25 protein-coding genes are annotated in these 21,908 nt (G+C 65.9%); 20 read left to right on the top strand and 5 right to left on the bottom strand.

Going from position 1 to position 21,908, the window contains the following annotated elements; genetic code table 11:
• Window position 1: 1 nt before the first annotated feature.
• From ELQ39_RS09620 to ELQ39_RS09610, 3 genes are read right to left on the bottom strand one after another with little or no spacing between them, the layout of a single operon-like run.
• The gene (locus ELQ39_RS09620; protein ID WP_337662998.1) at window positions 2–676 is read right to left on the bottom strand and encodes a response regulator transcription factor; all 675 of its coding nucleotides are present in this window, start codon (window positions 674–676) and stop codon (window positions 2–4) included.
• Complete coding sequence (locus ELQ39_RS09615; RefSeq protein ID WP_242591654.1) at window positions 673–1,830, bottom strand: sensor histidine kinase; 1,158 nt, start codon at window positions 1,828–1,830, stop codon at window positions 673–675. The genes ELQ39_RS09620 and ELQ39_RS09615 overlap by 4 nt, the downstream gene beginning before the upstream one ends.
• A complete protein-coding gene (locus ELQ39_RS09610; RefSeq protein ID WP_242591653.1) occupies window positions 1,827–2,654 on the bottom strand; it encodes a CPBP family intramembrane glutamic endopeptidase in 828 nt (275 codons plus the stop codon). Before ELQ39_RS09610 ends, ELQ39_RS09615 begins: the two co-directional genes overlap by 4 nt.
• A 300-nt stretch (window positions 2,655–2,954) precedes the next feature.
• Between ELQ39_RS09610 and ELQ39_RS09605 the strand changes: the two genes are divergently transcribed.
• From ELQ39_RS09605 to ELQ39_RS09575, 7 genes are all read left to right on the top strand, one after another.
• Entirely contained in the window at window positions 2,955–3,797 is an 843-nt protein-coding gene (locus ELQ39_RS09605) for a class I SAM-dependent methyltransferase (RefSeq protein ID WP_242591652.1), read from the top strand.
• Entirely contained in the window at window positions 3,790–4,128 is a 339-nt protein-coding gene (locus ELQ39_RS09600; protein ID WP_242591651.1) for a hypothetical protein, read from the top strand. Before ELQ39_RS09605 ends, ELQ39_RS09600 begins: the two co-directional genes overlap by 8 nt.
• Before the next feature lie 163 nt (window positions 4,129–4,291).
• Entirely contained in the window at window positions 4,292–4,696 is a 405-nt protein-coding gene (locus tag ELQ39_RS09595) for a hypothetical protein (RefSeq protein WP_242591650.1), read from the top strand.
• Window positions 4,697–4,759: 63 nt separating this feature from the next.
• Entirely contained in the window at window positions 4,760–5,431 is a 672-nt protein-coding gene (locus ELQ39_RS32535) for a DUF6083 domain-containing protein (RefSeq protein WP_337663038.1), read from the top strand.
• Window positions 5,432–5,762: 331 nt separating this feature from the next.
• Window positions 5,763–8,213 (top strand): EcoAI/FtnUII family type I restriction enzme subunit R, encoded by a 2,451-nt coding sequence (gene hsdR, locus ELQ39_RS09585; RefSeq protein WP_242591649.1) that lies wholly within the window; start codon window positions 5,763–5,765, stop codon window positions 8,211–8,213.
• Window positions 8,213–9,652, top strand: a complete 1,440-nt coding sequence (locus tag ELQ39_RS09580) for a class I SAM-dependent DNA methyltransferase (RefSeq protein ID WP_242591648.1) — start codon at window positions 8,213–8,215, stop codon at window positions 9,650–9,652. Before hsdR ends, ELQ39_RS09580 begins: the two co-directional genes overlap by 1 nt.
• A complete protein-coding gene (locus ELQ39_RS09575; protein ID WP_242591647.1) occupies window positions 9,645–11,291 on the top strand; it encodes a restriction endonuclease subunit S in 1,647 nt (548 codons plus the stop codon). The genes ELQ39_RS09580 and ELQ39_RS09575 overlap by 8 nt, the downstream gene beginning before the upstream one ends.
• Before the next feature lie 453 nt (window positions 11,292–11,744).
• On the opposite strand, the gene ELQ39_RS09570 is transcribed toward ELQ39_RS09575, so the two are convergent.
• Both ELQ39_RS09570 and ELQ39_RS09565 read right to left on the bottom strand, forming a co-directional pair.
• Entirely contained in the window at window positions 11,745–11,987 is a 243-nt protein-coding gene (locus tag ELQ39_RS09570) for a hypothetical protein (RefSeq protein WP_242591646.1), read from the bottom strand.
• Window positions 11,984–13,072 (bottom strand): DUF1152 domain-containing protein, encoded by a 1,089-nt coding sequence (locus ELQ39_RS09565; RefSeq protein WP_242591645.1) that lies wholly within the window; start codon window positions 13,070–13,072, stop codon window positions 11,984–11,986. Before ELQ39_RS09565 ends, ELQ39_RS09570 begins: the two co-directional genes overlap by 4 nt.
• An 85-nt stretch (window positions 13,073–13,157) precedes the next feature.
• Between ELQ39_RS09565 and ELQ39_RS09560 the strand changes: the two genes are divergently transcribed.
• From ELQ39_RS09560 to ELQ39_RS09500, 13 genes are all read left to right on the top strand, one after another.
• Window positions 13,158–13,898 (top strand): GntR family transcriptional regulator, encoded by a 741-nt coding sequence (locus ELQ39_RS09560; protein WP_242591644.1) that lies wholly within the window; start codon window positions 13,158–13,160, stop codon window positions 13,896–13,898.
• A gap of 280 nt (window positions 13,899–14,178) precedes the next feature.
• A complete protein-coding gene (locus tag ELQ39_RS09555; RefSeq protein WP_242591643.1) occupies window positions 14,179–14,616 on the top strand; it encodes an ATP-binding protein in 438 nt (145 codons plus the stop codon).
• Between the two features lie 81 nt (window positions 14,617–14,697).
• Window positions 14,698–15,426 carry a GntR family transcriptional regulator gene (locus ELQ39_RS09550; protein WP_205077424.1) on the top strand — a complete coding sequence of 243 codons (729 nt, stop codon included), beginning with the start codon at window positions 14,698–14,700 and terminating at the stop codon, window positions 15,424–15,426.
• 126 nt (window positions 15,427–15,552) lie between these two features.
• Window positions 15,553–15,903: an SCO3933 family regulatory protein gene (locus tag ELQ39_RS09545; protein WP_024884492.1), complete on the top strand. Its 351-nt coding sequence runs from the start codon at window positions 15,553–15,555 to the stop codon at window positions 15,901–15,903.
• Between the two features lie 5 nt (window positions 15,904–15,908).
• Window positions 15,909–17,282 carry an FtsK/SpoIIIE domain-containing protein gene (locus ELQ39_RS09540; RefSeq protein ID WP_242591642.1) on the top strand — a complete coding sequence of 458 codons (1,374 nt, stop codon included), beginning with the start codon at window positions 15,909–15,911 and terminating at the stop codon, window positions 17,280–17,282.
• 77 nt (window positions 17,283–17,359) lie between these two features.
• The gene (locus ELQ39_RS09535) at window positions 17,360–17,989 is read left to right on the top strand and encodes a DUF2637 domain-containing protein (RefSeq protein WP_242591641.1); all 630 of its coding nucleotides are present in this window, start codon (window positions 17,360–17,362) and stop codon (window positions 17,987–17,989) included.
• 18 nt (window positions 17,990–18,007) lie between these two features.
• Window positions 18,008–18,199 carry a hypothetical protein gene (locus tag ELQ39_RS09530; RefSeq protein ID WP_004985516.1) on the top strand — a complete coding sequence of 64 codons (192 nt, stop codon included), beginning with the start codon at window positions 18,008–18,010 and terminating at the stop codon, window positions 18,197–18,199.
• Window positions 18,199–18,390 carry a mobile element transfer protein gene (locus tag ELQ39_RS09525; protein ID WP_242591640.1) on the top strand — a complete coding sequence of 64 codons (192 nt, stop codon included), beginning with the start codon at window positions 18,199–18,201 and terminating at the stop codon, window positions 18,388–18,390. Before ELQ39_RS09530 ends, ELQ39_RS09525 begins: the two co-directional genes overlap by 1 nt.
• A gap of 10 nt (window positions 18,391–18,400) precedes the next feature.
• Window positions 18,401–18,595, top strand: a complete 195-nt coding sequence (locus ELQ39_RS09520; RefSeq protein ID WP_023588145.1) for a hypothetical protein — start codon at window positions 18,401–18,403, stop codon at window positions 18,593–18,595.
• Between the two features lie 14 nt (window positions 18,596–18,609).
• A complete protein-coding gene (locus ELQ39_RS09515) occupies window positions 18,610–18,867 on the top strand; it encodes a SpdD protein (protein ID WP_242591639.1) in 258 nt (85 codons plus the stop codon).
• Between the two features lie 132 nt (window positions 18,868–18,999).
• Entirely contained in the window at window positions 19,000–20,322 is a 1,323-nt protein-coding gene (locus tag ELQ39_RS09510; protein ID WP_242591638.1) for a replication initiator, read from the top strand.
• Window positions 20,319–20,489: a helix-turn-helix transcriptional regulator gene (locus ELQ39_RS09505; RefSeq protein WP_033275543.1), complete on the top strand. Its 171-nt coding sequence runs from the start codon at window positions 20,319–20,321 to the stop codon at window positions 20,487–20,489. Before ELQ39_RS09510 ends, ELQ39_RS09505 begins: the two co-directional genes overlap by 4 nt.
• On the top strand, window positions 20,486–21,859 hold the full coding sequence (locus tag ELQ39_RS09500; RefSeq protein ID WP_242591637.1) for a tyrosine-type recombinase/integrase: 1,374 nt from the start codon (window positions 20,486–20,488) through the stop codon (window positions 21,857–21,859). Before ELQ39_RS09505 ends, ELQ39_RS09500 begins: the two co-directional genes overlap by 4 nt.
• Window positions 21,860–21,908: the final 49 nt, after the last annotated feature.

The following is a 21,908-nucleotide window of genomic DNA, read 5'->3' as shown; positions in this document are numbered from 1 at the left end:
TTCAGCTGACCAGCCCGCGCCGGTACGCGTAGACGACCGCCTGCACCCGGTCCCGCAGATGCAGCTTGGACAGGATGCGGGACACGAACGTCTTCACCGTCTCCTGGCTGATCACCAGCGCCGCCGCGATCTCGCTGTTGGACAGCCCGTCCGCGATGAGCCGCAGCACCTCCAGCTCGCGCGGCGTCAGCGGGACCTCCCGGGCGCCGTCGTCCTCGGACGGCCGGATCCGGGAGGCGTACCGGCCCACGAGCTGCCGGGTCACCTCCGGGTCGAGCAGCGCCGCCCCCGAGGCCACCGTCCGGATGCCGTGCAGCAGCCGGTCCGGCGGCGCGTCCTTCAGCAGGAACCCGCTCGCCCCCGCGCGCAGCGCCTCGTACACGTACTCGTCCAGGTTGAACGTCGTCACCACGAGCACCTTCACCGGGTCCGGCACCCCGGAGCCGGCCAGCAGCCGGGTCGCCTCGATGCCGTCCAGCACCGGCATCCGCACGTCCATCACCACGACGTCCGGCCGCTTCTCTTCGGCGAGTTCGACGGCGGTGCGCCCGTCCGCGCACTCGCCGACGACCTCCATGTCGGGCTGGGCGTCGATGATCGTGACCAGCCCGGTGCGCACCAGCATCTGGTCGTCGCAGACCACCACCCGTACCGGCCGCGCCGGCGCACCGCTCACAGCCGGCTCCCGGTGGGTATCCGCGCCCGTACGGCGAACCCCCCGCCGGCACGCGGCCCCGCCTCGAACTCGCCGCCGAGGACGTCCACCCGCTCCTGGAGACCGGCCAGCCCCCGCCCGCCGCCGCCCGGCGAGGTGACGGGCCGCGTCCCGGGACCGTCCGTGCCGACCTCCACCGTGATGTCCCTCCCGCTGTGCTGCACCAGAACCGAAGTGGCCCGCCCGTGAGCGTACTTGAGGGCGTTGGTGAGGGCCTCCTGCACCACCCGGTACGCCACCAGGTCCGCGCTCCCGGTCGACGCCGCCGGGGCGCCCTTCTCGGTGAACTCCACCGGCTGCCCCGCCCGGCGCGTCTGCTCCACCAGCGTCAGCAGGCGGCCCACCGGCGGGGTCCGGGAGCCCTCGCCGTGGTCCGGGTTCAGCAGGTCGAGCAGGTGCCGCAGGTCGGCGACGGCACGCCGGCCCGTGTCGGTGACGGCGGTCAGCGCCTCGTCGAGCCGCTCGGGCGCGGCGGTCAGATACCGTGCCGCCTCCGCCTGCACCACCATCGCCGTCACATGGTGGGTCACCACGTCGTGCAACTCCCGCGCGATCCGCGCCCGTTCGGCCGCCCGCGTCTGCTCCGCCACCTGAGCGCGCCGCTCCGCCTCGGCGACCCTGGTCGAGCGCAGCCACGCCCCGCCGCCCCACAGCAGACACATCGCCACGTAGAACGACGCGAGCTCGGCCGGCGGCTCGTCCGTCCCGCGCCGCACCAGCTCGGCCACGAACAGCACGTACGCCAGGGAGCCCACGGCGACGGTGGTGCGCCGATACCGCTCCAGATGGGCGCCGGTGCTCAGCAGCGCGAGCGGCAGCGCCGCACTCGCGACGGTGTGGTAACCGCGCAGCTGGTCCAGCATGAAACCGGCAGCCACCAGGGCCAGGCAGACGGCCGGCCACTGCCGCCGCAGCGCGAGCGGCAGGGCCTGAAGCCCAACAGCCACGACGGCCGCGGTGTCGTACGGGCGCTCCGCGACCGCGCCGATGTCGGTGCCGCTGCCGCGCAGGCTCGGAACGAACGCCAGGAAGCACAGCAGCACGGCGAACGGCAGGTCCCGGGCCGTGACGTGCAGTCGGCCCCAGACCTGCCGCAGCCCGTGCGGACGGGTCACCGGGCGAGCGCGGCCGCGTCGGCCCGCTTCGAGCGGCGGGGCGTCATCTGGCCGCGCCGACGGGCCAGCCACAGCAGACCGACGGTCACCAGCGCCCAGAACACCAGCGTGTACAGGCTGGCCTCGGGCCCGAACTCCCCGCCGCTGATCAGGGTCGGCCCGGAGGTGGAGGCGTCCAGCAGGCCCTGCTGGGTGTCGTTGCCGGAGACCTCGGTGCTGAAGATGCCGGACGCGGCGAAGTTCCACCCGAAGTGCAGGCCGATCGGCAGCCACAGGCTGCGGGTCGCGACATACGCGGCGCCCAGCATGGGACCCGCCGACAGCGCGATGACGGTGGCGCCCCACAGGCTGGCGTCCGGGTTCAGCAGATGCCACGCGCCGAACAGCACACTGGTCGGGATCAGCGCCCCCCACGTACCGAACCGCTCCTCCATGGTCCTGAACAATACGCCGCGGAACAGGAGTTCCTCCGTGACGGAGGCGCCGGCCATGAACCCGGCCAGCCCCACCGCGCCGGTGTACGAACCCCAGCCGTCCACCTCGTAGTGCCCGACGAAAGCGATGTTCGCGACGACGGCCGCGAACACCAGCGTCCCGAGCAGCACGCCCCGGGCGACCGCGCCGACCGCGCCCTGCCGGGACACCTCCGTGACCGGACGCTTCTCCGTCCGCCCCACCACCCAGGCGTAGACGTACACGGACAGCGCCGCCGCCACCAGCCCCAGGCCGAGCGTGGCCCACGGATTGTCCTCGGCGGTGGCCACACTCTGTCCCGCGACCAGGGACACCACCACCACGGCCAGCAACTGCCAGACCACACGCACGACTTGCTCCTCGACAGGGGGGAAGGCGACGGTGGGACGACCGCCGCTCCGACGGCCCCGACGCTACGGATCGGCGTCGCGGGAAGCGTCACCAGCGAGTGGACACCCTTGCGTAGCTCCCACGGGGGACAGCACGTGAGCTGTCCCCCGCGAGGACGGGACGTCTCGCGGGGTCCCCCTCATGGCGGCGGGGAGCTTCAGGACGACAACTGTTGATCACCCCAACGGGCCCCACCGGACGTGGACGCGGACGCGGGAATGCACCCACCCGAACGGACCCCGGCAGGGCAGGATGACCCCATGGCGGACACTCCCATCGCGAACACGCACCAGTACGAGGCCTGGAACGGCTACGAGGGCCGGCACTGGGCCGACCACCAGGCCCGCTACGACGCCCTGAACGACCCCGTGAACGGCCCGCTGTTGGACGCGGCGGCCCTCAGGGCCACGGACACGGTCCTGGACATCGGCTGCGGCAACGGCAGCGTGACGCGACTGGCGGCCCGCCGCGCACAGCACGCGGTCGGCATCGACCTGTCGGCGCCGATGCTGGAACGCGCGCGAGTGACAGCCGAGGCGGAAGGCCTCCCCAATGTCACCCACGTCCAGGGGGACGCCCAGGTGCACGCTTTCGAACCGGCGAGCTTCGACGTGGCGGTGAGCCGCTTCGGGGTGATGTTCTTCGCGGACCCGGTGGCGGCGTTCACGAACATCGCCGGCGCGCTGCGGCCGAGGGGCCGCCTGGCCTTCGTCTGCCCCCAGTCCTTCGACCGCCAGGACCAGGCGAGGGTATTCGCGGCGGTGGCGCAGCATGCGCCGCTGCCGGACCTGACGGCGGCGTCGGCGGGGGGCCCGGCATCCTTCGCGGACCCGGCCCGGACGAGGGCGGTCCTGTCGGCGGCGGGCTTCGAGGAGATTGAGGTGACCCCTCTGGACACGGAACAGGGGTGGGGGAGGGACCCGTCGGACGCGTCGGAGTTCCTCTTCGGGTGGGGGCCTATGCGGCACTGGCTGCGGGACGTGCCGGAGGAGGCGGTGGGGCGGGCGCGGGAGGCGGCGACGGAGGCGTTCGGGGCGTACGTGACGGGGGAGGGGGTGCGGCTGAAGATGAGCTGCTGGCTGGTGACGGCGACCCGTGCCTGACGAAGGGGGCGACCTCGCCTCGGAGTGGGCGGACCGGTCCAACAACGTATGCGGCGTCCTGCACGGCTGCCAGGACGCGGGCCCGATGGCGGAGCGCTTCGAACGGCTCGGCTGGAGATCCAGGTCCTCGTCCTGGTACGGCTACGAGGTGGGCACCACGTGGTGCGAGGTCGCACTCGAGCCCATTGACGAACAGGACGTACTCATGAACGGAGTCGTCGCCCCGTCGCGCTTCGACGACCTGGCCGCCCTCCTCACCCGCTTCGGCGCGTCGTACGCGCTGGAGCTGTACGACGAGAACGACAACCTGCTCCAAGAATCACATCGCTGACCGTGCGGAGCGGAAGAATAATTGACAAACGGTGGCTCCTTGTTCGCGATCTCTGCAATTTTCCTTGACGATATGGCATAGATTGAAAACGCTGAGCTTGTGGGCAAAATAGGTTGGAGAATAGGCTACTTGCGGGCGATCGGTTCGATCAAAGGAGCCGCCCATGAGTCACAACAGTCACAGGGCTTGGCGTGCGACGGGAGTCATTACGGCCGTCGCCACGACAGCCGCGATCGGCTTCGTCGCTCCGGCTCAGGCTCAGCCCACCGCTCAACTCGGGGCATACGTTACTGACGGCTGGGGTGGTGGGACGATCACCAGCAGCCCCGCCGGGATCAACTGCCACGTGTCGGCCTGGGATCCGTACAGCGGAGACAACCCGCCGAACACCACCGGTCCGTGCACGGCGAGTTTCACGGTGGGGACAACAGTCCACTTCACCGCGACAGCTGACGCCGGTTCTTCCATCAATTTCCCGCCCGACCCGAATCCCGTGACCATACGGGATGGCTACAACTACACCTGGGTCATGTTCTGCCCGAACGATGGTCTCTGTTCTGCCGGTTGAGGGCCCGGTACGCCGGAAAACCCGAACGGCGGTGGGCCGCGATTACTCGTGCTTTCTCCCATCATGATCTGTGGGTCGATACGGAGAGTGCATCGTCGGGCGGTAGGAGCTTGCCAACCGCAAGATAGAGGAGTTGTTGCGCGAGTACGAGTGATCAAACAAGTAGGCCGTAAGCTCTCCAGCCCGCTCGGGCCGGAGGGCTTACGCCGTCTCTCGGCCGTGTGCCGTTGGTCGTTGGTTGCTCTCTGCACCTGCCGCGTCGTGTTCCGTCCCGCTGGTGGTCGACTGCATCAAGGGATTCGTCCGGTTGGCGCTCTACGCCGGGAGCGCCGGGCTGGCGACCCTCACGGTATGGGGGCCTTAGACGAGAAGCCGCGGCGGTTGGATGGTGGGCAGTCCCGGTGTCCGCACTGTGGGCTGTTAGGGGATTGGGTGGCGACCCTTGAGCATGACTGGGTGCTGCTGGAACCGGACATGCGTCCGCTGGCTCACACCGTGCCGGCGGACCGCCGATGGATCGAGCTGTCCGATGGGCGGGTGACGGTCTACGGGGTGTGTCCGCCGGATCCATTCCAGCGGTGCCGTATCGCGCACGATCTCGCTTGCCCGGCGCAGACTCTGCCCGATCTGTGGCCGTGGCTGACGAGCCTGCGGATCGAGAACGCGCGGCGGGTCGAGCGGGGGGACGATCCGGAGCCGCCTCCGTCTTCGGAGCCCTGGCCGGATGCTGGCTGAGGCCGGAGACGGAAACTGGGGCCCTGACCAGGGCGGATACTCCACGATCCTGTCTACGAGTAATTCACAGACCATGTCCTAGGGGTGCTCAGGTCTGCACCTGGTTGCACATACGCGAAGACCCCGCTCTCAGCGTTTCCGCTGGTGACGGGGTCTTTGGGCACCTAATCCAAGGTGCCCCCGGCAGGATTCGAACCTGCGCACACGGCTCCGGAGGGCGCTTGACCATCAGGTAACGTTGCTGGTCAGGCACCTACTGACGGCACGATGGCTGAGGCCGGTCCACAAATAGTCCACTCACCGTGGCTGGTCCTGATCTACGATCAGCCGCGTGAGTGATCCGGAGAAGGCACAGCTGACCGAAGCGGAGATCCGCACCCGCTACATCACGCCCGCCCTGAGTGCTGCCGGCTGGCCACTCACCTCACTGCGTGAGGAGTACTACTACTTCACTGCCGGACGCATCCAGGTGGTTGGTAAAAAGGGTGTCCGGAAAAAGGCCAAAAAGGTCGACTACCTCCTCGAGTGGCGCCCAAATCTGCCGCTTGCGGTTGTTGAGGCTAAGGACAACAACCACGAGCCAGGCGACGGCATGCAGCAAGCCATTGAGTACGCTGAACAGTTGGATGTCCCCTCTGTTTTCACTAGTAACGGGGACTCGTTCGTGTGGCACGATCGCACGGGTATCCGGCCAGAGGTCGAGGTTGAGATACCGCTTGATCAGTTTCCGTCTCCCGAAGAGCTTTACGATATCTACAAGCAATGGAAAGGCGTTACAGACGCTGACGAGCGCGTTGTGGCCAGTCAGTTCTATAGCGATGGTTCCGGGCGGCGCCCGCGTTACTACCAACGCATTGCTGTCAATCGAACGATGGAAGCCATCGCGAGAGGTAAGCGCCGACTCCTGCTGGTCATGGCTACAGGGACAGGAAAGACCTACACAGCTGCCCAGATTATTTGGCGCTTCATGGAATCGTTCAAGACGATCAACCCTGGCAAGTCTCAGGCTCGTGTCTTGTTTCTGGCTGACCGCAACATCCTAATTGACCAGACAATGATGAACGACTTCTCCATGTTCAAGGGGCGCATGGCGAAGCTCAGCACATCGCACAAAACTATCACGAGGGTCGTGGCGTCCGGCAAGCCCGATGACGTTCGGGTCAAAGTTGTCGACAAGAGCTTTGAGCTTTATCTCTCCCTTTACCAGGCCGTCACTGGCACAGAAGAAATTAATAACGTCTATAAGCAGTTTTCGCGCGATTTCTTCGACTTGGTGATTGTTGATGAGTGTCACCGCGGCAGCGCCAGAGATGACAGCGCTTGGCGCGCCATCCTCGAATACTTTGACTCGGCGATCCAAATCGGCATGACAGCAACACCAAAAGAAACGAAGACTGTCAGTAACATCAGCTACTTCGGTGACCCTTTGTACACCTATTCACTGAAGCAGGGTATTGAAGACGGGTTTCTAGCCCCCTACAAGGTGATACGTACCGCCCTCGATATTGACACCTTTGGCTGGCGCCCTGAGCAAGGTCAGTTGGATGACTATGGAACCGCGATACCTGATAAGCATTACACGAGCGGAGACATCGACGATTCTATTGTCTTTCCGGAGCGCGACAAGCGCGTTGCCGAACGAATCACTGAGTACTTGAAAGACACGGACAGATACGCAAAAACAATCGTCTTCTGTGAGGACATTCCGCACGCGAACCGAATGCGGCGAGCCCTAGCTAACCTCAACGCAGATGAAGTCCAAAAGGACCGTCGTTATGTCATGCAGATCACGGGCGACGAACAACAGGGTAAGCAAGAGCTTGACAATTTCATCGACCCAGAGTCGCCCTATCCTGTGATCGTAACGACGTCGAAGCTTCTTGCTACTGGAGTGGATGCACAGACTTGCAAGCTCATCGTGCTGAATAGCAATGTGGCCAGTATGACCGACTTCAAGCAGATGATCGGTCGGGGTACCCGCGTGCGGACGGATTACGATAAGTGGTTCTCCGTTATTTTGGACTTCAAGAACGTCACTAAGCTTTTCTCTGATAGAAACTTCGACGGAGATCCTGTCAAAGTCTACGAACTGCCCCCTAACGGCGACATGCACGCCGCAGTAGAAGACCTGAATGATGTCGATGAAACCAACGACGGCGGCGAAGGTAAGGAAGCACCGGATCAGTGGGTTGAACGGCCAAGTGCGCGAAAGCCCCGTCGCAAGAGAATTGTGGTCAGTGGCCAGCCTGTGACCATCATAGGTGAGCAGGTCCAGATGTTGGGAGTGGACGGCAAGCCGATTACTACGAGCCTCAAGGGCCTCGTGCGTAAGAACCTATTGGAGCGTTATCCGACGGTAGAGGCCTTCCGGAGTGCCTGGTTGGCAGCGAGACGGCTGTCGGACCTGCTAGACGAGTTGACTGACGCCGGCATCCCACTCGAGGACCTAGCGGAGCAGTCTGGACAGGATGTCGACCCGTTCGACGCTGCACTTGACGTATGCTATGCGGGCCCGCGGCACCAGCGCCAGGCGCGGGCAGCGGCCGTCCGCGCCTGTGGCTACCTTGGCACCTACCAAGCCAAGGTGCGCTCGGTGTTGGAGGCGTTGCTCGATAAGTACGTCGAGTCTGGTGTCCGTTCGATCGAAGACATTGCGATCTTGCGGGTGGAGCCGTTCAGCTCTATAGGCAGACCCATGGAGATCATCCAACTCTTTGGGACTCGCGAAACTTACTTCACGGCAGTGCACGATCTTGAGCAGAAGCTCTACCAGGAGGCGTAGTGATCTCGTCCACGCTGATCAAATCCATCCAGGACATCATGCGCCAAGATCAAGGCGTGGACGGAGATGCTCAGCGCCTCAGTCAGCTGGTGTGGCTGATTTTCCTCAAGATCCTGGATGATACCGAGCGAGAGCTTGAGTTGTTGACTGACGGCTATGTGTCAGCAATTCCGGTGGAATACCAGTGGCGTTCCTGGGCTGGCGATGCCGAGGGCCTCACGGGCGACGATCTTAACAACTTCGTCAATAACGACCTATTCCCGGCCCTCAGGAAGCTTTCCGTGGAGGATAATCCTCGTACCCTAATCGTACGGGAGGCGTTCGAGGATTCTTACAATTTCATGAAAAGCGGGACACTGCTCCGCCAGGTGATCAACAAGATCAACTCAATCGATTTTACGATCAGGGCTGATCGGCACCAGTTCAATGATCTTTACGAGAAGCTTCTTAAGGACCTGCAAAGCGCGGGTAACTCCGGTGAGTACTACACGCCCAGGGCATTGACACAGTTTATTGTCGAGATGGTGAACCCCCGCTTGGGTGAAGTGGTTCTTGATCCTGCGTGTGGAACCGGGGGATTCTTGGCCAGCTCGATCGATCATATGCGCAAGCAGGTTGTGACTGCTGATGATGAACTTCTGCTGCAGTCGTCCGTACGTGGCGTTGAAAAAAAGCAGTTGCCGCACCTGCTTTGCCTTACCAACATGATTCTGCATGGGATCGACGCACCCACAGGCATTCGTCGAGCTAACGCCCTATCGCGGCCTCTTCGCGATTACGGGCCAGCCGACAGAGTTAGCGTTGTTGTGGCGAATCCCCCTTTCGGAGGCATTGAAGAACCGGGAATTGAGCAGAATTTCCCTCAGAAGTTCCGCACTCGGGAAACTGCTGATCTTTTCCTTGTTCTGATTATGAGACTCCTCGAGGATGGGGGACGGGCGGGAATTGTTCTGCCCGACGGCACCTTGTTTGGAGAGGGCGCCAAGACGCGCATCAAGGAACAGCTTCTGAACGAGTGTAATCTGCATACAATCGTTCGCCTTCCGAACAGTGTCTTCGCTCCTTACACGTCGATTGCAACAAATCTCCTGTTTTTCACGAAGGGTGAACCGACTAAGGAGATCTGGTACTACCAGCACCCCTTGCCGGAAGGGGTTAAGGCGTACAATAAAACCAAGCCGATTCGCTCGGACGAGTTTGCGTCTGAGAGGGCATGGTGGAGCGAGCGTGCTGAATCCGATTGTGCGTGGCGAGTCTCGATCGACGAGATCAAGAGTCGCGGTTACAACCTGGATGTTCCGAATCCGCGAGCTCGGCGCGAGGATGACGTAAGCATGGCTGAGCGCCTACAAATGTACCGGGATGCGCAGATGCAGACCAAGACAGTGGTTGCAGAACTCAGGGATGCGCTGGCGCGAGCTTTGGAAAACAGTGACTGACGAACTGAAAAAGATGCTTAAGCATCTGGACGATATCGTGGAGATGCCGCAGGGTGTCGACATGATCCGACGTGAAGTCCTGCGGCTGGCATTTAGTGGCCGCTTGGTTCCTCAGGATCCAGACGAAGGCGATGTCGAGCAGCTCATCAGTGCGATAGAAAAAGAGAAAGCCGACCTTGTTGCTGAGCAGAAGCTCAGGCCCTCTCGGGGGCGCCGATCTCGGTCGACGGTATCCGATCATCCATTCGATATTCCGGACTCGTGGAAGTGGGTCGATGCACTTTCTGTCTGCAGTGTCGTTGTAGACGGGGATCATCAGCCTCCACCGAAGACGGTTTCTGGCGTGCCATTCTTGGTTATCGGCGACGTCAATTCGGGAGTGCTGAACCTAGAAAAGGTGACAAGGCGAGTTCCCGTCGAGTATTTTCGCGGCCTTGATTGGGCTCATACACCTAAGCCTGGGGACATCCTCTATACGACCGTCGGCAGCTTCGGTATTCCTGTTATGGTTACCGGCAGTGCGGATTTTTGCTTTCAGCGTCACATTGCGCTGTTTCGGCCTGTGCTTTCGGAAATGCAGGAGTATCTCTATCGATTTCTGCAGTCACAGTTTGCTTTCCAGTATGCCGCATCGGTGGCGACTGGAATCGCGCAAAAAACCGTCCCTCTCAGTGGTCTCCGCTCTATGCCGGTGCCCCTTCCTCCACTTGCTGAACAGCGGCGCATCGCACGTCGAGTCGATGAAATCTTCGATCTCATTGATCAGGCGGAAGCGGCCGTCAGGAAGCAGGAGACTGCGCGAAGAGCATTCACTCGGGCAGGCTTGAGAAGCCTTGCCAGCGGCGGGGAGCGAACGATCGTTTCTTTCCTCCAGGATGTGATCAGAGAAGATTCCGACACGGCTGAGCTGGAGGACGCCATTCTCCAACTCGCGGTGACCGGCCAGCTTACGCGAAGGCATGCGAACGACCAGTCCGCTCACTCGCTCCTAGAGGATGCTCAGTCAGTGGCGCTGGACCCTCCCAACCTCCACCTGGGCGATGACGAACTTAGTGATGGAGCTTATCCGCTGCCGGCTGGGTGGGCGTGGGTTTCGTTCGGGTCCGTCCTTACGCGAATTCAGGCCGGTTGGAGTCCGAGTGCCGAGCCGAGGCCAAAGGAGGGAGACGAGTGGGGTGTTCTAAAGGTGAGTGCTTGCTCATGGGGTGAATATAGGCCTCACGAGAACAAGGCGCTCCTACCTGACCAAGGATCACGCCCCGAGCTTGAGGTCCAGGTCGGTGATTTCCTCATTTCGCGTGCGAATACCTCCGAACTCGTCGGTCGTAGCGTTGTCGTGCGAGAGACTCCCCCTCGTTTGATGCTGAGCGACAAGACGCTGCGCCTCTCTACCGTGAAGGGCTGCAACCCCAGGTACCTAAACCTTGCCAACCTGGGCCCCGCAGCGCGAAGGCATTATGAGCGGGAAGCGACTGGGACCAGTAGTTCCATGAAGAATGTTTCTCAGCGGGTTATTAGGCGTACACCGATTCCTCTTCCACCTCGCGAGGAGCAAGATCGGATTGTCGAGGTCTTCGATGAAATGTCGAGGCTATTGCGCAGGGTACGTCAGGCTATGAGTGTCGTGGTCAGCGTATAGGTGTGCGGGGTGCTGCCCGGAGGCTACGCTGCGGAACGGCCACATGTGGTACGCCGCCGCAGCACCGAGTCGCATGGGTCGGCATTCCGGAGCGCAGTGAGGTCGGTGGAACGGCTTTGGGCTGGAGCTGCTTTGGCGCGAGTGATCATGGCCCCGTAAGCTTTCGGCGCGTCGGGCAGTCTGTGGACCTGCCCGGTAAAGCACGACGTTGGGGCCATGATCTTCGAGGCTCGCGCCAAAGTGGCTGCCTAAAGCCGTGGAGCCGACCGCCCCAGCCACGATGTACTCCTTCTCTGGCACCAGATGGCTGATCGCTGTAGAGCGCGGCACGGGCGCCGGCCGGGCTGGAGCGGGGCGGAGACAGGAGCGCAGGCCCGGCCGGGGGTCGGGCCGCGCGCGGTGAGCGGAGCGAGCCGCCTTGAACCTGTGGAGAAGGTTGTAACTCAGTGGGATTCAGGTGCTGGTTGACCGGTCCGGTCCTCTGGCTGCTGTGATCCTGCGTGCTTGTTCTGCTGCGCGCTGAAGTGCCTGGGCCACCTGGTCGGCGTCGTCGGCGTTCAGCAGGATCTCTTGTGTCCAGAGGATCGAGAGTTTGACCGTGCCGTCCTGAAGATGTACGGCTACGTCGACTTCTGTGTCGTGGCCGGCTGCGTCCCGGATGTCGTCCAGGCCTGGGTCGCTGGCGAACGCGCTCATGCTCCGATGTTCCACAGCGGAGCGTCGTACTGGCCCGGTCGGCTGTGGATGAGGAGCCGGCGCAGCTCGTCGCGCTGGGAGCCGCTGAGGTTCAAGGCCTCGGTGAGGTGGCGGAACGTCGTGTGGGTGACTCCGCGGGTTCGGGCCTCGCTCTGGAACTGGTCGAGTCGGGACAGGACGTCGTCGGGGTCCAGCTTCGTCTGTGGCCGTTCAGTGAGCCATGCTGCCTTGTTGCGTTCGTAGTCGATCTCCGAGAAGCCGCAGATCTCGCGGCTGTGTGCCTCGGCCTCGTCCAGGGTGGCGGTCGTCATGATGGCGAGGGCCAGGCTGTTGCGGGTCACTGCGTCGTCCAGGTCGACTTCGTGGACCGTGGGTCCCTCGTCGGTGAGGGGGACGGGAAGGCCGGCGTCGCGCACCTCGCAGATGCCGCGGGCTCCTCGGGCTGTTGCGGCCAGCATGGCGGTGGCCTCTGAGGGGTGCCACTCCAGGATGCTGCCGATCGTCTCCACGTCCTCAGCCGTGAAGATGTGGACGGGAGTGCCGAACAGAGGGCGCAGGTCGTTGGGGGAGATCTCACCGTCCAGTCCGGGGCCTGCGACCAGGAGCCGGATCGGCGCGTTGACCTGGCAGCAGGCGGCGAGAGTGAGGGCGTCGGCGAGTGGGCTCTTGAGGGTGGGTTCGTCGCCCTGGGCGAGGATGTCGCCGCCGACATCGAGCAGATCGATCGATGTCGGCGCCAGGTGGGACACCAGCTCTTCGAGCTGGCGAGTGATGCCCTCGGCGCCGTGGTGCGGGTCGAGCAGAGCCAGTGTGTGCGGGAGCTCCGTCGCGAGTCGGGGGAGTGTGGAGCCCGCCGGGGCGATCGGCTGGGCCTCGGCCGGCACCGACCAGACGGACTGAGTGACGGGTTCGAGTCCCGTGAAGCTGTCGGCTCCCCGTGGTCCCGGGAGGGGGTCGATCAGGAGGCGGTCCCACGCGTACGTGAGGATCACCGCCCGGTCCTCGTCGCCGTAGAGGGCGGCGTGAAGCATGGCGGCGGCGACTGCGTCGCCCCCTCCTCCTGCTGCGACGATCAACCGCGTCATGCGCTCAGAGTACGGGTTCACGGGTTGGCCACTCACCCTATAGTGGCCAAAGGCCATAGCCACTTGGACGAGGAAGGGAGGGGAGATGCCGCAGATCGAAGAGGCCCAGCCGAAGTATCTCCAGATCGCCCACTACATCCGTGACCAGATCCTTCGGGGTGACCTGCGACCGGGGGACGAGGTTCCCTCGGAACGGCAGCTCGCCGCGGACTGGAAGGTGTCCCGGCCCACGGCCGCGCGGTCGTTGGAGGCGCTGAGTCATCAGGGCCTGGTCGAGAAGCGTCAGGGCTCGGGGACGTACGTGCGCAGCCTCGAAGTGAACCGGCGTGCACGGGAGTTGTACGGGCGCGCCCGGCAGACCGGGAAGATCTACACGCCCGGAGAGTACGCGGTGATCACCTCGACCGGGTGGCTGGAGGCTCCGGACTACGTCGTCGAGGCGCTGGGGCTGGTGAAGGATCGCCGAGCCGTGCACCGCCGGCGGGTGACGAACAACCAGGACGGCCCGATCAACCTGTCCACTTCGTGGTTCGCTGCGGATGTCGGCCGCCGGGCACCCAAGCTCCTGGACCCCGAGCGGATCCAGGAAGGCACGCTCATGTACGTCGAGCGGATGACGGGGCGTCAAGGCAGTTACGCGGAAGACCGGATGTGCGCTCGTGCTGCCACGGATGAGGAGGCGGACGACCTGCGGTTGGAGCCGGGGTCCGCGGTCCTCATCGTCCATCACGTCGTCTTTGACCTCCAGGACCGTCCCCTGGAGTTCGCCGAAGCCACCTACCCGCCGCACCGCTGGGCGTTCGAGCAGGGCTACCCGCTCACCTGACGACGACTCGCCAGTTCCGGTGAACCGCTTGCACCTCTCAAGTGGCTAATGCCACTATCCAGAAAGTGGCTAAGGCCACTTGAGGAGAAGGGGGCACGACGTGACGAGTCGGCGGCCGGTACAGGGCGCGCGGTTAGCTTGCCGGGGGTGTCGGGGGCGTGGATGGAAGCGCGTCGGCTCCCGAACGGCGCTGGCGCTCTCCACGGCCAACGACCGCGGCCGTGCCACGTCGAAGCGGCGCTGCCTCGACTGCGACGGCAGCGGCAAGGAGTGAGCACGCATGGCCTACACGATCGACCGCCACCCCTGTGAGGACTCGCCGCGGCTCGGAGCGATGACCTTGCATCCGGAGCCCGAGTCCGTCCCTCGCGCCCGGCGCTGGTTCCGGAAGTTCATCGCCCCGTACAACCCGGCCTGCTCGATCGACGACTGCACGCTGATGATCTCGGAACTGGTGACCAACGCCATCTGCTACGGGAAGTCGGATGACCCGTGGTTGGTGCGGGTCGAGTGGTACCGCGAGGGAACCTCGCTCCGCGTCGACGTGCACAACCCGGGTTTCCCGGCGAACGTGCGGCTGAGGCATCCGGAGGCGAACGACGCTCACGGACGGGGGCTGCTCCTGGTCGACTCCATCGCGGATTCCTGGCACTCCGGGCCCAGCTGCTTCGGTGGAACGGTCGTTTCCTTTGTGGTTGCCGATGCTTGGCGAGCGTGAAAAGTCGCCCACCCTAGCGCACTTGCAGATGCGTTAGGGTGGTTGACTGGTTGACTTGGCCAATCTCAACGGGCGGCGTTCATGGCGTATGAAGTGGAGCCACCGAAGTACGTGCGCCTCGCGCAAACGCTTCAGCAGCGCATCGAGGACGGCACGTACGCGCCCGGCACCCGCGTACCGAGTGAGAACCAGTTGGTGCAGGCCTTCGGGATGTCCCGGCCCACGGTCGTACGGGCGCTGGAGCTGCTGAAGCGGGACGGCTGGCTCGAGTCCCGGCAGGGGTACGGCACGATCGTCCGCGGTCGACCGGAAGTCGTCGAGCAGAAGGATCGGCGGGGGCGTGAGGCGCTGGAGCGCGACGAGTCGCAGGGTGCGGGGCGGCTGATCGAAGTCGGGCGTGTACCTGTCCCGGCTCGGGTCGCCTCGGCGCTCGGCCTGCCGAAGAAGACCGAGGTTCTCATGCGTCGCTTCCTGGTCGAGGAGGACGGTGAAGCTGTCGAGCTGGTCTCGTCGTACTTCCCCGCCGGCCTGGTCGAGGGTACTGAGCTGGGGACCGACGAGCCTCTGAGCGGGAGTGTTCGCGAACACCTCGAGACGCGGAAGAAGGTCCGCTTCGACCACGTGGTCGAGCGTGTGTCGGCCCGGCTACCCGAAGCGAGTGAAGCCGAACTGCTGGATCTGCCGGACGGTATGCCCGTGCTGAGTGTCCTGGTCGTCGCCTGTGACGCCTCCGGCCGATCCTTGCAGGTCGCTGACGTGCTCCTGCCCGCTGACCGGCAGGAACTCGAAGACACCTACCGCCTGAGCTGAGCCCCGTCCGGGAGCTAAGCCCCGCGATAGCAGCTTGACAAGTCAACCTGGCATCCTTAGCTTCGGACTTGCTAAGTCAACTTGTCAGGTCGACGAGTTGATCAACTCTCAGAAGGAGCAATCCCTGTGCGTGTGATCCGCGTTGACGCCTCGGCCGCCACGATCCTGCTCACCGAAGCTCCGGCGCCGAAGGTGCGCGACCGGCAGACCGGTGAGATCGCCAAGGACGCGATGACCGGTGAGGCGCTGATGACCGTCGGCGTCGTCTACATCGACGAGGGCGAGTCGTCGCTGATCCAGGTCACCGTCCCGGAGAGCGGCGTGACCGAGGGCCTGACGGTCGGTGCTCCGGTCTCGCTTCCGGGACTGGTGGCACGGCCTTGGCAGAGCGTCTTCAACGGCCGGGAGCGGCACGGCATCGCCTACCGGGCGACCGCCGTCGCTCCGGGTGCCTTCTCGATGGCTCAGGCGGGCTGACCGCCGTGACGGGTCTGGTGACGTGGGTCGAGCTGGGCGGTTCGCTCGCTGCGATAGGCGGCGCCGCCTACGCCCGGCATGCCCACCCGGCGGCGTACTGGTCCACGGTCGGGCTGCCGCTCTCGGTGGTCCGGCTGCTGGCCTCTTACTCCTCGACCATGGACGCCTGCGGTCTGACCGTCGAGCCGTCCCGGTGGCGGGCGTTGGCCGTCCGGGCGGCCACCCGCCGTGAGGTCCGGCCGGTGCCTCCTCGCCGAGGTGTCATCCGTCCCACCACGACCGGCCTGCGCATGCGGCTGCGGTTGGCTCCGGGGCAGGAGCCGGCTGACGTGGCGGCCTCCGCCGAACGCCTCCGGCACGCCTGGGGCGTTCACGCCGTCCACGTGCGGGACGTCAAGCCGGGCGTCGTCGAACTGCGGCTCGTCGGCTTCGACGTGCTGCGGAAGGTGCGGATGCCCCGGCGGCTGGACGGCGGCCCGCTTCGGATCCCGGTGGCGTTAGGGGAGGACGCGACCGCGTTCCTGCGGGACTACCGGGCCGTACCGCATGAGCTGGTGCTCGGCGCCACGATCTCGGGCAAGTCCATGTACCTGCGGAACCTGCTGACCGGGCTCGCCGCTCAGCCGGTGGCGCTGGTCGGCATCGACTGCAAGCGCGGCGTCGAGCTGGCGCCCTTTGCGCCTCGACTCTCCGCCCTGGCGACCGACCCGGACCAGGCGGCCGAGCTGCTTCCCGCACTCGTGAAGGAAATGGAGGACCGATACGACCTGATCAAGGCCCGGCAGTGCATCGCGCCCGGCACTCCGGAAGAACTGATCACCTCGGACGTCTGGGGACTGCCGAAGGACGAACGCCCGGCCCCGATCGTGCTATTCATCGACGAGGTGGCCGAACTCTTCCTCGTCGCAACGCGGAAGGAGGAGGAGCGGCGGGACGAGATGGTCACCCAGCTCATCCGGCTCGCCCAGCTCGGCCGGGCCGCCGGCATCTATCTCGAAGTCTGCGGACAGCGCTTCGGCGCCGAGCTGGGCAAGGGCGCGACCATGCTCCGCGCTCAGCTCACCGGCCGCGTCTGCCACCGTGTGAACGACGAAGCCTCGGCGAAGATGGCACTCGGCGACATCGCCCCTGAGGCCGTCGGCGCGGCCTGTGCCATCGCCGCCGAGCTGCCCGGCCTGGCCGTCGTCGGCGACACCTCCGGCGGCTGGTCCCGCATCCGCACCCCCTACCTCTCCCTCGCCGACGCTGCGGCCACCTGCCGCGCGACGGCTGACCTAGCCCCAGACGTACCGGCGCTCCACCCCTTCCGACCGTACGTCTCGCCGATGCCGGTGGAGGCGTCCGGGCCCGTAGCCACGGCCCGCCCGGTCATCGAGTAAGCGCACCCGCCCACGGCCGGCACGGCCGTCCCGTGCCACGTCCTTACCCCCCGCCTGGAACCGGAAGGAGCTGCGCCGTGCGTGCCCTGTCCGTCCGCATCGACGCCGTACTCGTCCAAGCGCTGATCGCTGCCGCGCTGTCCTTCGCCCACCTGCATGACCTGGCGCTGGCCGCCGGACAGGATGGCTGGAAGGCCTGGGCCTACCCGGTCTCCGTCGACCTGCTGTTGGTCGCAGCCTGGCGGCGGCTGCGCTCCGGTGAGGCGAAATCGGCCGGGTGGTGCTGGTTCCTCGTCGCCCTGACCGCCTCGCTCGGCGCCAATGTCGCCACGGCCGGACTCCTCGACCTCGACGACGTGCCGGACTGGCTGCGCATCCTCGTCGCCGGATGGCCCGCGATCGCCTTCCTGGGCGGAACGCTGCTCGCCCACGGAGCAACCGCGGACGCCTCGACGGAGCAGCGCGAGTCGGCCTCGGAACCCATCGCGTCCGAAGCGCCTTCCTCTGCACCTGAGTTGCCCGCTGTGGAGCCGGAACCGGCTCCACCCGCCACGCCCCCGGTCCCTCCGGCGCTCGTCACGCTCGCACGCAAGGTCGCCGAAGAGCACCGCGCCCGCACCGGAACGCCCATCGACACCTCGACCCTTCGCGCCCGGCTCGGCGTCCCGCTGCCGCTGGCCGAAGCCATCTCCGCCCACCTGACCTGACCCGGAGGACCTTCCCCCGTGCGCCCGTCCACGCTCCGCGCGCTGAAGCGCGCCGCCGAGCTGACCCGACAGAACCGCCTCACCGAAGCCGTGCTCATCGCCGAGCCCGTGATCCTCGCCGCCGACGAGTACGAGGGCGACGAGATCTTGCGCTGGCTGGCCGAACACGTCACCGACTTCACCGGCGAAGACCCGAAGGAGACCCCCTGATGCCCACCAACCGCCGCTTCCGCCGCGTCGTCCGCATCGGCCCCGTGCAGGTCGCCACCTACTACGACGGCCGTGGCCGTGAGAAGCACACCGCCGCCTGCACGGCGCCGCGCTGTGGCTTCGCCACGGACTACGACAGCCGCGCCGCCGCCGAGCTGGCCGCCCGTACCCACCGCTGCGCCATCCGCTGAGGGAGCTTCCGTGACCGTCTCGCTGCCGCTCGTCTTCGTCCTGGGCGTCATCGCCTGGGCCGCGATCAAGTTCCTCGGCGTCCGGCTCTGGGTCGCCGTCGTGATTGCGCTCTTCGGCTTCTGGCTCTCGCACACCTTCCTCGCCCCCGCCATCGAGTCCGGCACCCGCTCCGGGGTCGACGTCGTCAACGGCACCCACGAGTGACAAGGAGATCCGTCGTGTTCCGTCCCAAGCTGCCCGACGTCCCGACTCTGCCGACGCCGACCGTTACGCATCAGCAGACACAAGCTCCGGTTGCCTTGGCCGGTCGTCCGATCGCCCCGTACGTGGGCATCGGTGCCAGCGCGGTCGCCGCCGTGGTCGTCGTCGGGATCGTGCTCACCGCGCTCCTGGCGGCGGTCGCCGTCTCGGCCGTTTCCGTGGCCATCGCCGCCGTGGTCCTGCGCTCGCTCGTCAACGGCGCACACAAGCGCTGACCGGCCGCCGGGGCGGCAACAAGCCGCCAAGCATCCCGCCGCCCCGGGGCCGTCCCTTCCGAACCGTCACGACAGCCGAAAGGAACTCCCATCATCACCCGGCAGACTCCGCCTCCGCTGGCGGAACTCTCCATGCTGGCCTCCCTCGGCACCCTGCCCGAGCTGGGCCGCCAACTGTCCGGCCTGGGCGGCTGCACCCGCCCGGTACGTCTCGACGGCCACCGCACCGAATACGCGGTGGACCGGACGACCGGGGAGATCGGCCGCGTCCTGCACCATCTGGACTCCTCCGCCCTCCCGGCCGGCCAGCTCCTCGTCCGCTGCAACAACCGCCGCGCCACCCGGTGCGCGGCCTGCGCCGAGACCTACCGCCGCGACACCTACCACCTGATCACCGCCGGACTCCGCGGCGGCAAGGGCACCCCCGAACGGGTCGCCACCCACCCGCGCGTCTTCGCCACCTTCACCGCCCCCGGCTTCGGCCCGGTCCACAACCGGCCCTCCGGTGATCGCCCCTGCCGCTGCGGCATCCGCCACGACGGCCAGGACCCGGCCCTGGGCACGCCCCTCGACCCGGACACGTACGACTACGAAGCGGCCGTGCTGTGGAACGCGCACGCCGGGCCTCTCTGGCAACGCTTCTCGATCTACCTCCGCCGGGAAGTCGCCAAGCGGGCCGGCCTCACCCAGCGGGCCTTCCGCGACCATGCCCGGGTCTCCTTCGCCAAGGTGGCCGAGTACCAGAAGCGTGGCGCCGTCCACTTCCACGCGGTAATCCGCCTCGACGGCCCGGAAGGCGGTGAGACCGCGCCCCCGGCCTGGGCGACGGCCGAGCTGCTGACCGACGCCATCCGTGCTGCCGCCGCTGCCGCTCGCGTCGACGGCCCGGAGGTCGACGGCCGGCCGCACACCTTCGTCTTCGGCCGACAGCTCGACGTCCGTACGATCCGCTCTGCCGACTTCGGCGACGGCCAGGACCTGACCGAGCGGGCCGTAGCGGCGTACGTCGCCAAGTACGCCACCAAAGGCGCCGAGACGGCGACCGGCACCCTCGACCGGCCGATCCGCTTCCTCGCCGAGCTGGCACAAGCGAGGATCACCGACCACTCCCGGCGCATGATCCGCACGGCCTGGACCCTGGGCGCACGCACCGAGTTGGCAGACCTCCGCCTGCGGGCCTGGGCCCACATGCTCGGCTTCCGCGGCCACTTCTCCACCAAGTCCCGCCGCTACTCCACCACCCTCGGCGCCCTCCGCGATGCCCGTGCCGCATGGCGCCGTGCCCAAGCCGATCCGGCCGTCGACACCGCCCAGGAAACGACTCTCGTCCTCGCGCACTGGGTCTTCGCCGGAACCGGCCTCTCCGGTGCTGAAAGCTGGCTCGCCACCACCCTCGAACCCGCTCCCGGAACGGAAGGAGAACCGACATGGACCGCCGATGCGACGAACTCATGACCGTTCCGCAAATCCTTGCCGAGCTGGGTGGGGTGTCCCGGCGTACCTTCTACCGCTGGCGCGAATTGGGCCAGGGGCCCGCTGCGTTCAAGTTGCCCAATGGGGAGCTCCGGGTGTGGCGGAGTGACTTCACCACGTGGCTGCGGCAGTTGGAGGCGGCGGCGTGAAGTCTCTCGATGTGAAGGTCTGGAGCGTTCGTAAGCGGGACACCAAGACGCCCTCATATGGAGTCCGCTGGTCTGTTGCGGGCAACGTCTTCTCGGAGTCCTTCCGGACCAAGGCGCTCGCCGACCACTACCGCACGAAGCTCATGCGCGCGATGCGCGACGGCGAGGAATTCGACACAGAATCGGGCCTTCCGGCCTCGATGGAAGAGAAGAAGTCGGCCGTGTCGTGGTACGCCTTCGCTCTCAGGTACCTCGCCATGAAGTGGCCCCATGCCGCACCCAACACACGGGACGGCATCAACGAAGCCCTCACCAGCGTGACGCTGGAACTCCTCGACGAGCGCGCCGGACGACCGTCCGACGAGGTGATCCGCAGAGCACTGCGCAACTGGGCCTTCGTGCTGCCGGGGCCCGATGACCGGAAAGTCCCGGACGACGTGCGGAACGTTCTCCACTGGGTGTCCAAAGCGTCCCGGCCGCTCGCCGATCTTGCAGAACCGGCCACGGCTCGCGCGGTCCTCGATTCGCTGAAGCTTAAGCTCGACGGCACGGCGGCAGCGGCGGAGACGGTGCGGCGCAAGCGTCGGACGCTCGTCAACGCCGCGAATTACGCCGTCGACCTGGGGGAGTTGCGGGAGAACCCCATCACGGCTGTCCGCTGGCAGAAGCCGAAGGTGTCCAACCAGGTCGATCCGCGGGTCGTCGCCAACCCGGAGCAAGCACGGAACCTGCTGGCGGCGGTTTCCTATGTGGGCGGGTACCGGCGTGCCCGTGGTCGTCGCCTCGTGGGTCTGTTCGCCGCCATGTACTTCGGCGGTCTCCGGCCGGCGGAAGCGGTCGGCCTCGTCGAGACGGACCTGAACCTTCCCGGGCAAGGCTGGGGCTCGGCGCTGCTCCACCGGACACGTCCGTCCGTCGGCAAGCAGTGGACCGACTCGGGGGAGACCCATGACGACCGCGGGCTGAAGAACCGGCCGACCGAGGACGTCAGGCGGGTGCCCATCCCGCCCCACCTCGTCGCCGTGCTCCGCGAGCACCTGGCCACCTTCGGCACGGCGGACGACGGGCGGCTGTTCTTCAGTGAGAAGGGCTCGGTCGTCCCATCCTCGACCTACTACCGCGTGTGGCAGGAGGCCCGGCTCCTCGCGCTTCCGCCGGCCGTCGCGGCCTCGCCGCTCGCGAGTAGGCCGTACGACCTCCGGCACTCGGCGCTGTCGACGTGGCTCAACGCCGGTGTCGACCCGACAGAGGTGGCCGAGCGCGCCGGCAACAGTGTCGAGGTCCTGCTGACTCGCTACGCGAAGTGCCTCGACGGACGGCAGGACGTCGCCAACCGGCGTATCGAGGACCTACTTCGTGAGTATGAGTAAGTAGGACCTCGGCATTCGAGGCCTCTGGGATCGACCAGGGGCCTCATTG

It is taken from the genome of Streptomyces sp. GB4-14 (genome assembly GCF_022696125.1).
In the GTDB taxonomy this organism is placed as follows: domain Bacteria; phylum Actinomycetota; class Actinomycetes; order Streptomycetales; family Streptomycetaceae; genus Streptomyces; species Streptomyces werraensis.
Note: the sequence above shows the minus strand (reverse complement) of the source record. Positions and strands in the feature narration are given on the sequence as shown.